The organism is Burkholderia pyrrocinia (assembly GCF_022809715.1).
Classification (GTDB): Bacteria; Pseudomonadota; Gammaproteobacteria; order Burkholderiales; family Burkholderiaceae; genus Burkholderia; species Burkholderia pyrrocinia_C.
On sequence record NZ_CP094459.1, the window covers coordinates 3503571 to 3518976 of the forward strand.

Here is a 15406-nt window from a genome sequence, read left to right on the forward strand (position 1 = left end):
GCGGGCGTTTTGCGGTTTTCGCCACATTGCGGCATCGCACGATGCCGCACGGGCCTCAACCCATCTTCGAGAATGCGCTGCACCAGCCCTTCGCCGACACCTGCTTGCCGGGGAAGGCGCCGCACGGGCCCGAAGCGGAACCCTTCTTGCCCTGGTACAGCATGCAGGCCGCGCAATCCTGGCCCGCTGCGTATTTCGGGTACTTCGTCTTGTCGACCTTCGTGGCATCGGCCTTGTAGCCGAGCGCCACCGCGGTCGGATCGGTTTCCGACAGCATCGGCGCATCGGCCAGCGCTTCACGCGACAGCGCCAGCGCGGACACGACGCCAACGCTCGAAATCAGGAAACTCCGACGGGATGTTTTCATGGGGACTCGCTCCAACGTTATCGGTTTGAAAGCTGTTCTGGCGACAGCCGTTCGACAGAATAACCGCCAAGCGAATAAATGTGCGCGCCGAAATGCCGGAGATAAGGGATTTCACACGGCGCGACGCGCACGGGCGCGTCAGCCGTATGCGGCCATGTCGCCGACACGCTGCGCGAGCGCGAGCGACGCGGTGAGCCCCGGCGACTCGATGCCGAACAGGTTCACGAGCCCGCGCACGCCGTGCTGCGCGGCGCCCTGCACGATGAAATCGGCCGGCGGCTCGCCGGGCCCCGCGACCTTCGGCCGAATGCCCGCGTACGCCGGCTGCAGCGCACCGTCGGGCAGGCCCGGCCAGAACGCGCGGATCGACGTGTAGAACGCGGGGGCGCGCGCCGGATCGACTTCGTAGCGCAGCGAATCGCACCATTCGACATCCGGCCCGAAGCGTGCCTGCCCGGCAAGATCGAACGTCAGGTGTACGCCGAGCCCCGCGCGGTCGGGCATCGGGTAGACGAGATGCGAGAACGGCGCACGGCCCGACAGGCTGAAATAATTGCCGCGCGCGAGATAGAGCGGCGGCACCCAGTGCGGGTCGAGGCCGCGCGTGCGGCGCGCCAGCGCCTGCGCACCGAGGCCCGCGCTGTTGATCACGCAGGCGGCCTCGATCTCGGCGGGCGTATCTCCGCCCGTGCGCACGACGAAGCGCCCGCCGCGCAGCACGTCGATCGACTCGACCGGGGATTTCAGCGCGCACACGGCGCCGTCGCGTTCCGCGGCGCCGAGCAGCGCGAGCATCAGCTGGTGGCTGTCGACGATGCCGGTGGACGGCGAGAACAGCGCTTCCACGCATTCGAGCGCGGGCTCGAGCGTCTGCGCCTCGACGCGCGTGAGCGGCAGCAGGTCGAGCACGCCGTTTTCGGCGGCACGCGCGGCGATCGCCTTCAACTGCTTCACCTGCGCGACGCTCGTCGCGACCAGCAGCTTGCCCGTGCGCCGATACGGCACGTGATGCGTGTCGCAGAATTCGTACAGCAGATCGCGACCGCGCACGCACGACATCGCCTTCAGCGAACCGCGCGGATAGTAGAGCCCCGCGTGGATCACTTCGCTGTTGCGCGAGCTCGTGCCCGTGCCGATCGCGTCGGCGGCCTCGAGCACGAGCGTCTCGCGCCCGCGCGCGGCCAGTTCGCGTGCAATCGCAAGGCCGACGACGCCCGCGCCGATCACCACACAATCCATCTGCTCCATGACGTTTCGCGCTGCTAACGCGTCGAGGGGAGAGAAGAGAATTGTACGTCCCGGTTCGCAAGCCTGCCGAAAGCATGTGTGCCGCGTCGCGACGACACTGCGCACGATTCGGCGCGCACACCTCGGCCGTGCGCGCGCCGCCGGTTCAGAAGCCGATCGGCCTGCGCTTCGCGGCCCCCTCGTCGGCACGGATGTCGTGCGGCCCGATCGCGTCGCGACCGTCGAGCCGCGCGGCGCCGAAGGCATGCAGCAGCGCGCGGCGCATCGTGCGCGGCGGCGTCGCGGCCAGCACGTCGAGCGCGTCGTCGCCGAGCGTGTCGGGGAAGCGCCGACCCCATGCGTGCGACGTGCGGATCTCGTCGTAGATCGTCTGCGCGATCCGGCGCGCACCGGCCGCATCGGGCGGCGCGATCTCGTACACGTTCATCCGGTTGAGCAGCGGCTCCGGAATCGCCTGCGCTTCGTTCGCGGTCGCGACCCAGATCACGTTGCCCGCATCGATCGGCACTTCCGCGAATTCGTCGACGAACGCGCGCGCGGTGTCGTGCTCGAGCAACGCATACAGCGCGCCGAGCGGATCGTATTGCGCATCGCTGCCGGCCTTGTCGATCTCGTCGACCGCGATCACCGGGTTCGCGTAGCTGCCGTTCACGAGCGCGTCGAACACCTTGCCGGGCTTCGCGTTCTTCCATTGCGACGACGCGCCCGACAGGATCCAGCCGGCCGTCAGCGAACTCATCGGCACGTAGTGGTACGCGGTGCCGAGCAGTTGCGCGAGCGCCTTCGCGAAATGCGTCTTGCCGATGCCGGGCGGCCCGAGCAGCAGGATCGGCATCAGTTCGAGCCGGTCGTCCGTTTCGAGGCACAGCGCGACCTGCTTGCGCACGTCGTCGAGCGGCTCGGTGAAATTCGGCAGCGCGTCGCCGAGCGCGTCGAACGACGGCATCCGGTTCGGCTTCACGCAAAAGCGCAGATTCCCCGTCTTGAGCATCCTTTCGTAGGTGGCGCGCAATGCATCGCTCGCGCTCTCGTTCAGGTCGCTCAGCGCCGTCTCGACCTGCTCGAGGTCGTACACCGTGCTGAAGGACGCCACCGCCAGTTCCTGTTTCACCATCGCCGTCGTCATACCAACCTCGCTGCCGCTTGCTGTCGCACAACCATCAGACCCTTACGATTTCAGTGTAGCGGGCCCGTATCCGCGCGCAAGCAAGCAGCCGTGCGAGTCTGCTGCTAACACCCGGCGTGCGCTGCACGGCTGCGCGGCGCGGCGTATGATCGTCGGTTCACCCACCCGCCTCAAGGCTTCGCCGGCGGCGCCCGCGCGGCGCGTCGCGCCCCGTCCCGAAGGTATGCCGATGTCCGCCCCCACCGCTTTCCCGCGCATCGACGCCGATGCGATCGCCGCCGTCGACGCGGCGCTCACGTCGCGCCGCGCGATCCGCGCGTTCCTGCCGACGCCCGTGCCGCGCGACACGCTCGAGGCGATCCTCGAAGCCGCGAGCCGCGCGCCGTCCGGCACCAACATCCAGCCGTGGCGCGTGTACGTTGCGACAGGCGCCACGCGCGATGCGCTCGCCGCCGCGCTGACCGCGGCCCACGACGATCCCGCGCGCGACGAGAAATACGTCGCCGAGTACGACTACTACCCGCGCGAATGGGTGTCGCCGTATCTCGACCGGCGCCGCAAGGTCGGCTGGGACCTGTACGGGCTGTTGAACATCGGCCGCGACGAGAAGGCGCGCATGCACGCGCAGCACGCGCGCAATTTCCGCTTCTTCGATGCGCCGGTCGCGTTGTTCTTCACGCTCGATCGCGTGATGTCGTACGGCGCGTGGCTCGATTGCGGGATGTTCCTGCAGGGCGTGATGACGGCCGCACGCGCACGCGGGCTCGATACCTGCCCGCAGGCCGCGTTCGTGCCGTTTCACCGGATCGTCGCCGAACATCTCGGCATTCCCGCCAACGAACAATTCGTCTGCGGCATGTCGCTCGGCCATGCGGACCCAGACGCGATCGAGAACCGCCTCGTCACCGAACGCGCGCCCGTCGCCGAATTCGCACGCTTTTTCGCTTGAAAATGCATGACGCGCACCTACCTTTCGGACAGGACCATATTGCGCGACGAACCTGTCGCGGCGCGTCCTGTCACATCACGATCGAAATCGATCGGGCGTAAGATGTGCGTCCGTTCCCCGCTATTCCGCGTTTCCGGAGACGTTTCATGCTGAAACACGGCCTGGCCGTCCTGCTCGCGAGCCTCGCGCTCGCCGCCCATGCGCAGAGCCCCGCACCGGCCTCCGTCGCGTGGGAGATCCAGGTAGTGCGCGACGGTCAGACGATCGACACGTTCCAGCAGCGCACCACCGTGGGTCAGACCCGCACCGATACCCATCGCTATCCGTCCGCCGTGCCGGTCGGCTGCGGCAACGCCGCGCGCGTCGTGCCGACCGAGCGCTCGCGCTCGGTGACGGTCGCGCCGCTCACCGTCGACACCGGCGCGAACACGGTGTCGCTCGCGCTCGACGTGCAGGAAACGCTCGACGACGAAAACGCGACGCGTGGCGATCCGTGCGTGCCCGCGTCGCCGCGACAGATCGTCGCGAGCCACCCCGGCCTGTCGGTCGGCAGCGACGCGTGGACCGACTGGACGCTCGTCGAGCAACGTCCGCACCTCGTGTACCGCGTGCGCGCGCACGTCGCGAAGGACTGAGCGTCATGTCCGCAGACGCCCTGTCCCTGCCGTTCGCCGAACCGCACGCCGCCCCCGACGAAATCACCGCGGTCAGCTGGAACCTGCACAAGGGCCGCTCGCCGCTCGGCTTCACCGCATGGAACGCGATGCGCAACTGGATGCAGTCGACGCACGCCGACGTGTATTTCCTGCAGGAAGCGATGGCGCGCCGCATGCCGCGCCCCGTGCTCGCGCCCGGCTTCGGCGCGCCGATGGACGACGAGGTCGACGACGTATGGCACTGCCAGGCCACCGAGATCGCGCATGCGCTCGACTGGCAGATCGCGCTCGGGCCGAACGTGTTCAAGCCGTCGTGGCGGCACGGCAACGCGATCCTGTCGCCGCATCCGCTCGATCTCGGCGGCCGCTGGGACATCTCCGCGCACCGCTTCGAACGGCGCGGGCTGCTCGTCGCGCGCGCGACGCTCGCGGGTGCGCGCCCGGTCACGCTGCTGTGCGCGCACCTCGCGCTCACGCGCGCGGCGCGGCTGCGCCAGATGCACTGGATCGCGCACTGGATCGTGCGCAACGCGGGCGACGGCCCGCTGATGCTCGCCGGCGACTTCAACGACTGGCGCAACGATTCGGTCGCGCTGTTCGGCGAGATCGGGATGTCCGAGGTCGCGACGCTGCTCGGCGAATCGGGCCGCACCTTCCCCGCGTTCTCGCCGGCGCTCGCGCTCGACAAGATGTTCGTGCGCGGCCTGACGCCGCTCGAATGGCGCGCGCCGTCCGGCGAGGCCGCGTGGCTGTCGGACCACCTGCCGTACATCGCGCGCCTGCGCCTCGATCCGCAATAACGACACGATCGCAATCCGCCGCCAGCGCGGCTGCCGGCGCGTGCGGCGCCCGCTCGGCACGCTGTGCGGCGTGGCGCTCGTCGGCTTCGGCGCGAAACCCGCGGCCGATCGACGAAAGTCAGTTGAAAGAATTCGTTGCGCCAAATCCGCGCAGCCACGCGGGTCAAGCCCGCGATCAGCGCCAACAGGGTAAAATAACCAGTTCGTCAATCGTCTGTCATCGAGAAGGCGCGTGTCCGACGCGCCGGCCGGCCGATCCTCGATCGGGCCGTCGCACTCGGTTTTTTTGCCCGTTTTTGGGCCCGTTACACGCGTTCGCTACGCGCGTCCGTTTTCAAAGCCATGAGCAAATACGACACCGCCACCGTCCAATCCGTCCACCACTGGACCGACACGCTTTTCAGCTTCACCTGCACCCGTGAGGCGAGCCTGCGCTTCAACAACGGCGAATTCACGATGGTCGGCCTCGAGGTCGATGGCAAGCCGCTCGCGCGCGCCTACTCGATCGTCAGCCCGAACTACGAAGAGCACCTCGAATTCTTCAGCATCAAGGTCCAGAACGGCCCGCTGACGTCGCGCCTGCAGCACCTGAAGGTGGGCGACACGGTATTGATCGGCAAGAAGCCGACGGGCACGCTGGTCGCCGACAACCTGCTGCCGGGCAAGACGCTGTGGATGCTGTCGACGGGCACGGGCCTCGCGCCGTTCATGTCGATCATCCGCGATCCGGACATCTACGACCGCTTCGACAAGGTGATCCTCACGCACACGTGCCGCCTGAAGGGCGAGCTCGCGTACATGGACTACATCAAGCACGACCTGCCGGGCCACGAGTACCTGGGCGACATCATCAAGGAAAAGCTCGTCTACTACCCGACGGTCACGCGCGAAGCGTTCGACAACGAAGGCCGGATCACCGACCTGATCGCGACGGGCAAGCTGTTCACGGATCTCGACGTCCCGCCGTTCTCGCCGGAAAACGACCGCGTGATGCTGTGCGGCAGCACCGCGATGCTGAAGGACACGACCGACCTGCTGAAGCAGGCCGGCCTCGTCGAAGGCAAGAACAGCGCGCCGGGCCACTACGTGATCGAACGCGCATTCGTGGACTGATCCGCCCCGAAATTTGTGCCGCATCAAAAAACCGGAGCAAAAGCTCCGGTTTTTTTTCGTCCCCACTTGGCGAATTCGTAACAAACTGGGACCATCTCATCTCAAATAGTTACATTTGGATACGTCATCGCCCGGTGCTTGGGTGTCAGTGTTTTTCCTACAACAGCTTCATCCGGATTGTTCACATTTACCCTTAAATGTCCGCCCGACATGACTTTTACGGAATTTTTGAGATATTATTCGGCGCTCGTGGTCGCCGTTCGGACGGGTGTTGAAGGGTCGGATGCAAACGTTACAAAATGTAACTTTTGTTACCTCGGCATGGAGCGATTCCCTGGCGGCGACCGTCATCGAAACGACAGTCGTTCCACGCAGCCAGCCGGTGTCTGAACCGCTTTCTGACAGCAGGGAGAGTCATGGATACGTCGCTTAACGCGCCCCTGGGCGCCCACGCCCCGTTCCCGTCGCGGCAGCTCGTACAGGGCTGCGCCGCTACTCCGCCCATTGCCGAAGCCGCGTCGAAACGCAACGCCTCCGCTGCGCGCATCGCCGCGCTGTCCGCCCAGCTGCTTGCCGCCGACGAAGCCGCGCGCCGCCATCTGGCCGGCGAGCTGCACGACGGGCTCGGCGCCGAACTCACCGCCGCGCGTTTCGCGCTCGCAAACGTTCAAACGTGGCTGCCGGCCGACGCGCCGGACGGCTGCGTGCGCGCGCTGGAGCTTGCCCAGCAGGCGCTCGACGCCGCGACCGACGCGAATCGCCGGCTGATCGACGAACGCGACACGCCGACGCTCGACGCGGGCGTGGTCGGCGCGCTGTCGTCGTGGGTCGACAGCCATGCGGCGCGCACGGGCCTGCGCACCAGCTTCGTGTGCGCGGCCGACGCGCGCCTGACGAAGATCGCCGGCGCCAGCGCGCTCGCGGTGTTCCGCGTCGCACAGGAAGCGCTGTCGAACGTCGCGAAACACGCACGGGCGAAGTCGGTCGACGTGCGGATCGTCACCGACGGCTCGCACCTGTCGCTGATCGTCGCCGACGATGGCACCGGTTTCGCCCGGGGCCGCCGCACCGGCTACGGCCTCGCCGGCATGCGCGCACGCTGCGAAGCGTTCGGCGGCAGCTTCGAGACGGCCACGCCGGAAACCGGCCACGGCACGCGCGTCACCGCGCGCTTCGCGTGGGATTCGCTGCTCGCGACGCCCGTCGCGGCACGCCGCGCGTCGCGTTCGTGAGGTCGTCATGAGCCTGAACATCCTGCTCGTGGACGATCACGCGATCGTCCGGCAAGGGGTCCGCCAGTTGCTGATCGACCGCGGCATCGCGCGCGACGTCACCGAGGCCGAGACCGGCGGCGACGCGATGGCTGCCGTCGACCGGCAGGAATTCGACGTGATCCTGCTCGACATCTCGCTGCCGGACACGAACGGCATCGAGGTGCTCAAGCGCCTCAAGCGCAAGCTGTCGCGCACGCCGGTGCTGATGTTCTCGATGTACCGCGAGGACCAGTACGCGGTGCGCGCGCTGAAGGCCGGCGCCGCCGGCTACCTGTCGAAGACGGTCAACGCCGCGCAGATGATCGGCGCGATCCAGCAGGTCGCGGCCGGCCGCAAGTACGTGAGCCCCGCGATGGCCGAGGCGCTCGCCGAATACGTGTCGTTCGAGAACGAGCCGCTGCCGCACGAGAAGCTGTCCGACCGCGAATACCAGACGCTCTGCATGCTCGCGTCGGGCAAGCGGCTCACCGACATCGCGAACACGCTGTCGCTGTCCGTGAAGACGGTGAGCGTGTACCGGTCGCGGCTGCTCGAGAAGATGCGGCTGTCGAACAACGCGGAGCTCACGTTCTACGTGATGAGCAACCGGCTCGTCGACATGTCGCCCACGGCCGGCGCCTGATTCAACGGATTCGCCCGATACATCGGATTCGTACGATTCAACGGCGCGGCGCACGCCGCGTCGCGCTCGACCGCCGCCCGTTTTCGCGCGCAAGCGCTTGTTTTATCGGACGATTCCGCGCCGCGCCGCTGCGCCGCAGCGGGCCTTGTCCGCCAAATCGGCTAAAATTGCGGGTTTTCACTCAGTCAGCGCCGCCGCGCTCGCGCGCGCTGGCAATTCATCCGCAATGTCCCTCTTCCGCAAGAAAAACGTCGATCGCATGATCGCCGGCGCGCACGCCGCCGGGCTCAAGAAAGCGCTCGGCGCGATCGACCTCACCTTCCTCGGCATCGGCGCGATCATCGGCACCGGCATCTTCGTGCTGACCGGCACCGGCGCCGTGCAGGCCGGCCCGGCACTGATGCTGTCGTTCGTGATCGCCGCGATCGCATGCGGCCTCGCGGCGCTGTCGTACGCGGAATTCGCGTCGACGATCCCCGTCGCCGGCTCGATCTACACGTATTCGTACGCGACGCTCGGCGAGCTCGCCGCATGGATCATCGGCTGGGACCTGATGCTCGAGTACGGCCTCGCGGCGTCGGCCGTGTCGGTCGGCTGGTCGGGCTACCTGCAGTCGCTGCTGCAGGGCTTCGGGCTGTCGCTGCCGACCGTGCTGACGGCGGCACCCGGCGCGGTGCCGGGCGTCGTCACGTGGTTCAACCTGCCCGCGTTCCTCGTGATGCTCGTGATCACGACGCTGCTGTCGATCGGCATCCGCGAATCGACCCGCATCAACAACATCATGGTGTTCATCAAGGTGTCGGTCGTGCTGCTCGTGATCGCGGTCGGCCTGTTCCACGTGACGCCCGCGAACTGGAAGCCGTTCATGCCGCACGGCTGGAACGGCGTGTTCGGCGCTGCGGCCGTGATGTTCTTCGCGTTCATCGGCTTCGACGCGGTGTCGTCGGCGGCCGAGGAAGTGAAGAATCCGAAACGCGACCTGCCGATCGGCATCATCGCGTCGCTCGCGGTGTGCGCGGTGCTGTACGTGACGGTCGCCGCGGTCGCGACCGGCATCGTGCCGTCGGCCCAGTACGCGAACATCTCGCACCCGATCTCGTACGCGCTGCAGGCCGCCGGCGAGAAGTGGGTCGCAGGCTTCATCGACCTTGGCGCCGTGCTCGGCATGCTGACCGTGATCCTCGTGATGAGCTACGGCCAGACCCGCGTGATCTTCGCGATGTCGCGCGACGGGCTGCTGCCGGCGACGCTGTCGCGCGTGCATCCGCGCTACGCGACGCCGTTCCTGACGACCTGGCTCGTCGGCCTGTTCTTCGGGCTGATCGCCGCGCTCGTGCCGCTCAACGTGCTCGCCGAGCTGATCAACATCGGCACGCTCGCGGCGTTCTCGATGGTGTCGATCGCGGTGCTCGTGCTGCGCCGCACGCACCCCGACCTGCCGCGCGCGTTCCGCTGCCCGGGCGTGCCCGTGGTGCCGATCCTCGCGGTCGCGTCGTGCCTGTTCCTGATGCTGAACCTGCAGCCCGTCACGTGGGCCGCGTTCGGCATCTGGCTCGTGATCGGCCTCGTGATCTACTTCCTGTACTCGCGTCACCACTCGAAGCTCGCGCACGGTCACCACGACGCGCACTGACCTCCGCCGCTGCGCGCGCACGCCGCGCGCAGCGGTGCGACACCGCGCCGGGCCGTAACCGGCCTCGTGCGGCACGCCCCTTCCCCGCCGCATCAGCCGCCGCCGGACACGCGCCGCCGTGCCCTTCCCGCGCGCGATCGTGTCCGATCGTCGCGATCTCTTGCCCGATCCTCCGGATTTGCCCGCACGACTTGCACGCTGCCTGCACACGCGCGCCGGGCGGTTCATAATCCCGCCATCGAACGACGGCCCGGACCGGCGGGCCGCCCGGCAACAGGAAAAAGATGATGGAAAGCGTCGATCTCGATGTACTGAAATCCAGCGCGCGCTGGCTCGAAGAAGGGCGCCGCGTGCTGCTCGTGACGGTCGTGAAGACGTGGGGCTCGTCGCCGCGCCCCGAAGGCGCGATGCTCGCGGTGCGCGAGGACGGGCTCGTGGTCGGGTCCGTGTCCGGCGGCTGCATCGAGGACGACCTGATCGCCCGTGTGCACGCAAGCGGGATCGCGGCCGACGCGCGCCCGGAAGCGCTCAAGTACGGCGTGACGGCCGAGGAAGCGCACCGCTTCGGGCTGCCGTGCGGCGGCACGATCCAGCTCGTGCTCGAGCCGCTCACGCGCGACAGCGGGATTGCCGCGCTGTGCGCTGAAGTCGAGGCCGGCCGCCTCGTCACGCGCACGATGACGCTCGCGACCGGCCGCGCGTCGCTGTCGCCCGCGCAGGCGGCCGACGGGCTCGCGTTCGACGGCGAACGGCTCGTGACGATCCACGGGCCGCGCTACCGGATGCTCGTGATCGGCGCGGGCCAGTTGTCGCGCTATCTGTGCCAGATCGCGGTCGGGCTCGACTACCAGGTGACGGTGTGCGATCCGCGCGAGGAATACACGGATGCGTGGGACGTGCCGGGCACGCGCGTCGTGCGCACGATGCCCGACGATACGGTGCTCGACATGAAACTCGATGCGCGTTCGGCCGTGATCGCGCTCACGCACGATCCGAAGCTCGACGATCTCGCGCTGATGGAGGCGCTGAAGACGCCCGCGTTCTACGTGGGCGCGCTCGGCTCGCGACGCAACAACGCGGCGCGGCGCGAGCGGCTACGCGAGTTCGACCTGAACGAAGCGGAACTGGGCCGGTTGCACGGGCCGGCCGGCATCTACATCGGCAGCCGGACGCCGCCGGAAATCGCGATCTCGATCCTCGCCGAGATCACCGCCGCGAAGAACAACGTGTCGCTGCCGACGATCCTGCAGGTCGAGGGCGCAAAGGCCGCGCGAGAAATCGCGGCGAACAGCGGCGCGGCCTGCGGCCTCTGATCCGCACTGGCTAGCCGCTTCGGCCGAGAACCGGACGAAGCGGCTCGCGCCGGCGGCAGGCCGGCGCGAGCGCCGATCAGGTCAGGCCGGCCGCGAGCGCCGCGGCGACCGAACCCACCACCAGCACGACGCCGACCGTGCGGCGCTTGTTCAGCTCGGTCCACAACAACACGCCCGTCAGCGACAGCAGGATCAACGAACCCGCGATCGTGTCCATCAGCAGCACCCAGCCGAGGTTCATCCCGACGCCGCGATGCAGGTTGTTCAGCGTCGTCAGGAACGTGTTGTCCGTGCGCTTCACCGACACATAGCCATTGCCGACCCAGTATTCGGCCTGCAGGTTCCGGTGCGGGCCGAACAGGCCGAACTGCCAGTGCTCGGGCTGCATCACGCGCTGGTCGCCCCATGCGACGGCCTGCGCGGGATCCCTGCGGATGCGGCCGGGCCGGCCGTCGAAATGCAGTTCCTGCTGCAGCCATTTCGTCATCGCGGCGGGCGTCTTCGGCACCGGATCGGGCAGCGCGATCTGCATCTGCTCGACCTGCGGCTCGCCGGTCGAAATCTTCAGCGGCGGCGCGCGGTGGTTCAGCACCACGCCCGTCACGCCGAACAGCAGCCCGAGCACCGCACCCCACAGCCCGACCCAGCCGTGCACCTTGCGCAGCCACTTGATGAAGGTCGCGCGACGCGAGCGCTGGCGGCGCGCGGCCAGTTCGTCGTCGGTCAGCGGGCGGGCCGCCGGATGCAGCACGGTGACGCCCGCGCGCGGCATACCCGCCTTGGGAGAGTCGATCGTTTCGGGCGCGTTCACGCGAAAGTATCCATTCGTTCAAAACAACGGGCGGCGCGCAGAGATCGCACGCCGCCCGGGCAACATGAAAATGAGAATGGATATCATTACATAAATCGAATTCCGGCTCAATCGGTCCGGCTGCGCTGCGGCGCGCTCGACGAGCGAAGAAACGCCGACGAAGCGAACACGTTGCATCGAAATATCGCTCGATAGGCGACCAATGCCGGCCGAATGACCCCGCAAGGTCGAGACAGCGTTTCGTAAGAAGCGGCGCGATGGCGCGCCGTTCAGCGCAGCGGCGGCAGCGGAAAGCGCGGTGCGGCGGCGTCCGGCCCGGGTTCGGTGCGATCGAGCGCGTACAGCCACGCGAGCAGGTCCGCGACGGCCTGGTAGAGCTGCGGCGGAATCCGGTCGTCGAGGTCGACCTGCATCAGCAGCGACACCATCTCCGGCGCGGTATGCACGTACAGCCCCGCATCGTGTGCTCGCGCGACGATCATCTCCGCGAGCACGCCGTAGCCCTTCGCGACCACGCGCGGCGCCGCATCGCCGCCTTTCGGGTCATAGACGAGCGCGGCCGCGCGCTTGCGGGACGACATGCTCATTGCGGCACCTCGTCGTCGGCGCCCGGTACGCGCGTGCCCGGCCCGCCCGCCGCACCGCGCGCATACGCGGCGGCCGCCGCCTGTGCGGCAAACAGGTCGAAGCCGTCCGGCCCGTCGTCGACCGCGCGGATCGACAGCCCGCCTACCCGTAGCCCCGATCCCTCGAGCCGCTGCCGCAGCGCGGCCTCGTGCCGCGTGAGGCGGTCGGCGCCCGTCTGGTTCGCACGCAGCCGCGCGACGAGCTGCGCGCCGTTCAGCACCAGCTCCGCGTCGACCGTACCGAGCGACGGCAACGTCAGCGTCAGGCGCGTGCGCCATGCAATGCCGTCGCCCGCGTCGTCACCGCCGCGCGGTGCGCGGCTGCCCGGATCGTCGGGTTCGATCGTCCAGTCGAGCCGCGCGCCGGGCCACGCCTCGCCGGTCCAGCGGAACTGGTCGGTCGCGAGCGCGTCGAGCTGTTGCCTGACGAGCGGCACCGCGGCCGGGTGCACGGGAGCGAGCGGCTGCGCCTGCGGGTCGGACGACGCGGCGGCCAGCCCGGCACGCGCCGGCGTCCAGCGCGGGTCGGCGTGCGCACCGAGCGGATCGGCGGTATCGGGCGGCAACGACGCGCCCTGCCGGGCGGCCGCCGGCAACGCCTGCGCGGCGTCGCGAGCGGGGGCGCCGCCCTGGGCCGGCGCGCCCGCTTGCGCAGTCGCCCGCGCGGTCGCCGGCAGCGGCGGGCGCTGCGCGAGCAGTTCGTCGAGCACGTCGGTCGAGCCGGGCTGCGCGGCATCCGGGTCGGCCGGCGCAAGCGCGGCCGTCAGGCGCGCCTGCGGCTCGCGCATCAGCGCCGCGAGCGGACGCTGGCCGGCCAGCCACTGCGCCAGATGGGATTCGTAGAAGAGGCCGCTCTCGCTCACCGCTTGGGCGAGCGCCGCACGCAACGCCGCGACCGGCAGCGGCGCGGCAGTTTCGCGCGCCGCCGCGGCGGACGACGCCGCAGCGGAAGAAGGCGTGGAAGACGCCGCCGCCGGATCGGACTCGGCCGGCGCACGCGCCGGCACGGCCGTATCGGTCAGCAGCACGGCGGGATCGGCCAGCAGCGGTGCGCGCCCGGCGATCGCGGGCGTTGCGTCGCCGCCCGCGCGCGAGATCGCGTCGAGCACGCGCCCGACGTCGGACAGCGCGGTCTGCGTGGAGGCTTGCGGCGCGACGGGCGGGCCGCCGGCCGGAGGCGAGGACGACGCGCCGGTGCCCGGCGTGCCGACCTGCGCGGTCGCGCCGCCGCCGGCGGGCGCCGATACGGTGCCGGTCAGCAGGCTGTCGAGGCGACTCGCCAGCAGCGCGGCCGCAACGGAATCGATACCGGTCATGATCGGAGCCTGCTCACCTCAGCCACATCGTTGCGAATCCGGGAGCGGCACGCCGGTGCCGCCCGCGGGAACAGCGCGCGTGCCGCGTGCGGTAACGGGCACGGGCGCCCCGCGCCCGTCTCCCCGAAAAACAGGCCCTACCCGCGCGCGCGGTAGAGATCGGTCAATACCTTGGTCGAGCGCCGCGCCTCGAACAGCGCGGACAGCCGCGCGACGTCCGGGCTCGCGAGATCGCGGATCGCGGCATCGTCGGCCAGGATGCGGCGAATCAGGTCCAGCTTGCGGCCGAGATCCGATTCGTCGAGCGCGACGCCCGGATCGGCTTCCTTCAGCCCGTCGACGAGCTGCATGAATTCGACCTGCAACCCCGGCAACGCGGCCCAGTCGGCGTCGCGCGCGGCGCACAGCATCCGGCCCGACACGGCTGCGAGCGCCTCGTAACGCGCGAAGTATTCGGCCTTGAGATTCATCGTGCTGCTTCCACTGCCTGTTGCGCGGCCATCCGCGCGACTTCCGGGGCGATGCCCGTCCATGCTTCCTCGAGCGTTGCGAGCAGTCCGTCGACCTCGACCAGCATCGCGTCGCTCGCCTGCGCGTTCGCTTCCAGCAGGCGCCGGCCGATATACGCATACAGCGCGTCGAGCCGGCCCGCGATCTCGCCGCCCGCGTCGCGGTTCAGCGACGCCTGCAGGCCGCTCTCGACGATCCGGATCGCCTTGCCGATCGCTTCGCCGCGCGCGGACACGTTGCCCTGCTGCAGGTGCATGCGCGCCAGCGCGATCGCCTGCCGCGCGCCCTGGTACAGCATCGCGATCAGCCGGTGCGGGGAGGCGCCCATCACCCCTGTCTCGACGCCGACACGCGCGTAGGCACTGGCTCCAGCGTGTCCTGGGGAAAACATGCGCTTCTCCTTGTCATGCCTTGGCTATACGGGAGCCGCCGCCGTGCATCGCACGACGCGGCCTTCTCCGGAGTTATCGGAAGGGATTTGAAAAGCTTTAGGCGCGCGGGGCCGCGGCCGGGCGCTGGATGCCGGCCCGCCGGCCCCGCCCGGCAAGGCTGGTTGGCCGTCGCCGGGTGGCCGTCCCCGGGATGCCCTTCGCCGGATAGCCGCCCCCGGGTGCCCGTCGTCGGATGGCCGCCCCCGGATGCCCGTCGTCGGATGGCCGCCCCCGGATGCCCGTCGTCGGATGGCCGCCCCGTCACACCGACATCTGCATGATGTCGTTGTAAGCGCTCACCAACTTGTTGCGGACCTGAAGCCCGAACTGGAAGCCGACGTTGGCTTTCTGCATGTCGACCATCACGTCGTTCAGCGACACGTTCGGCGCGCCGACCTCGAACGCCTGCGCCTCGCCGAGCGCGTGCTGCTGGTCGCCGCTGATCTTGTCGAGCGACGCCTTCATCGCGCTCGCGAACGTGCCGGCCGTCGCCGCGCCCGAGCCGGCAAGCGCCGCCGTCGGGCTCGCGACGCCGCCGGACGCCTGCGCGGCCATCGACTGCATCTGTTGCAACACCGAACCGATTCCGCTGACGTTCGCAGTCATGCTGT

17 protein-coding genes are annotated in these 15406 nt (G+C 69.1%); 8 read left to right on the top strand and 9 right to left on the bottom strand.

Annotation, left to right across the window (positions count from 1 at the left end; translation table 11 throughout):
• Positions 1-55: 55 nt before the first annotated feature.
• From MRS60_RS16220 to MRS60_RS16230, 3 genes are all read right to left on the bottom strand, one after another.
• A complete protein-coding gene (locus MRS60_RS16220) occupies positions 56-367 on the bottom strand; it encodes a high-potential iron-sulfur protein (protein WP_014895772.1) in 312 nt (103 codons plus the stop codon).
• A 138-nt stretch (positions 368-505) separates the two neighbouring features.
• The gene (locus MRS60_RS16225; protein ID WP_131947910.1) at positions 506-1615 is read right to left on the bottom strand and encodes an NAD(P)/FAD-dependent oxidoreductase; all 1110 of its coding nucleotides are present in this window, start codon (positions 1613-1615) and stop codon (positions 506-508) included.
• A 145-nt stretch (positions 1616-1760) separates the two neighbouring features.
• Positions 1761-2741, bottom strand: coding sequence for an AAA family ATPase (locus tag MRS60_RS16230; RefSeq protein ID WP_034179292.1), 981 nt, complete (start codon positions 2739-2741; stop codon positions 1761-1763).
• Positions 2742-2970: 229 nt separating this feature from the next.
• Here MRS60_RS16230 and MRS60_RS16235 point away from each other — a divergent pair, with 229 nt between their 5' ends.
• The 8 genes from MRS60_RS16235 (at position 2971) to MRS60_RS16275 (ending at position 11101) form a co-directional block, all read left to right on the top strand.
• Complete coding sequence (locus MRS60_RS16235) at positions 2971-3690, top strand: nitroreductase (RefSeq protein WP_207921107.1); 720 nt, start codon at positions 2971-2973, stop codon at positions 3688-3690.
• Between the two features lie 146 nt (positions 3691-3836).
• Positions 3837-4325, top strand: a complete 489-nt coding sequence (locus tag MRS60_RS16240) for a hypothetical protein (RefSeq protein WP_034179293.1) — start codon at positions 3837-3839, stop codon at positions 4323-4325.
• A 5-nt stretch (positions 4326-4330) separates the two neighbouring features.
• A complete protein-coding gene (locus tag MRS60_RS16245; protein ID WP_034179294.1) occupies positions 4331-5146 on the top strand; it encodes an endonuclease/exonuclease/phosphatase family protein in 816 nt (271 codons plus the stop codon).
• Positions 5147-5488: 342 nt separating this feature from the next.
• A complete protein-coding gene (locus MRS60_RS16255; RefSeq protein WP_034179295.1) occupies positions 5489-6259 on the top strand; it encodes a ferredoxin--NADP reductase in 771 nt (256 codons plus the stop codon).
• A gap of 416 nt (positions 6260-6675) precedes the next feature.
• Positions 6676-7491, top strand: coding sequence for a quorum system sensor histidine kinase RqpS (gene rqpS / locus MRS60_RS16260; protein ID WP_243564993.1), 816 nt, complete (start codon positions 6676-6678; stop codon positions 7489-7491).
• Positions 7492-7498: 7 nt separating this feature from the next.
• Positions 7499-8155, top strand: coding sequence for a response regulator transcription factor RqpR (rqpR, locus tag MRS60_RS16265; protein WP_034179297.1), 657 nt, complete (start codon positions 7499-7501; stop codon positions 8153-8155).
• Positions 8156-8381: 226 nt separating this feature from the next.
• Positions 8382-9788, top strand: coding sequence for an amino acid permease (locus MRS60_RS16270; protein WP_034179298.1), 1407 nt, complete (start codon positions 8382-8384; stop codon positions 9786-9788).
• A gap of 287 nt (positions 9789-10075) precedes the next feature.
• Entirely contained in the window at positions 10076-11101 is a 1026-nt protein-coding gene (locus tag MRS60_RS16275; protein ID WP_034179299.1) for an XdhC family protein, read from the top strand.
• Between the two features lie 76 nt (positions 11102-11177).
• Here MRS60_RS16275 and MRS60_RS16280 read toward each other — a convergent pair whose 3' ends face one another.
• From MRS60_RS16280 to fliE, 6 genes are all read right to left on the bottom strand, one after another.
• Positions 11178-11912: a PepSY-associated TM helix domain-containing protein gene (locus tag MRS60_RS16280; protein ID WP_243564994.1), complete on the bottom strand. Its 735-nt coding sequence runs from the start codon at positions 11910-11912 to the stop codon at positions 11178-11180.
• 269 nt (positions 11913-12181) lie between these two features.
• A complete protein-coding gene (locus tag MRS60_RS16285) occupies positions 12182-12499 on the bottom strand; it encodes an EscU/YscU/HrcU family type III secretion system export apparatus switch protein (protein ID WP_034179301.1) in 318 nt (105 codons plus the stop codon).
• Positions 12496-13854: a flagellar hook-length control protein FliK gene (locus tag MRS60_RS16290; protein WP_243564995.1), complete on the bottom strand. Its 1359-nt coding sequence runs from the start codon at positions 13852-13854 to the stop codon at positions 12496-12498. The genes MRS60_RS16285 and MRS60_RS16290 overlap by 4 nt, the downstream gene beginning before the upstream one ends.
• A gap of 137 nt (positions 13855-13991) precedes the next feature.
• Entirely contained in the window at positions 13992-14324 is a 333-nt protein-coding gene (locus MRS60_RS16295) for a flagellar protein FliT (RefSeq protein WP_034179303.1), read from the bottom strand.
• Positions 14321-14755 (bottom strand): flagellar export chaperone FliS, encoded by a 435-nt coding sequence (gene fliS / locus MRS60_RS16300; protein WP_034179304.1) that lies wholly within the window; start codon positions 14753-14755, stop codon positions 14321-14323. Before fliS ends, MRS60_RS16295 begins: the two co-directional genes overlap by 4 nt.
• Positions 14756-15056: 301 nt before the next feature.
• Complete coding sequence (fliE, locus tag MRS60_RS16305) at positions 15057-15401, bottom strand: flagellar hook-basal body complex protein FliE (RefSeq protein ID WP_034179305.1); 345 nt, start codon at positions 15399-15401, stop codon at positions 15057-15059.
• Between the last annotated feature and the right edge of the window lie 5 nt (positions 15402-15406).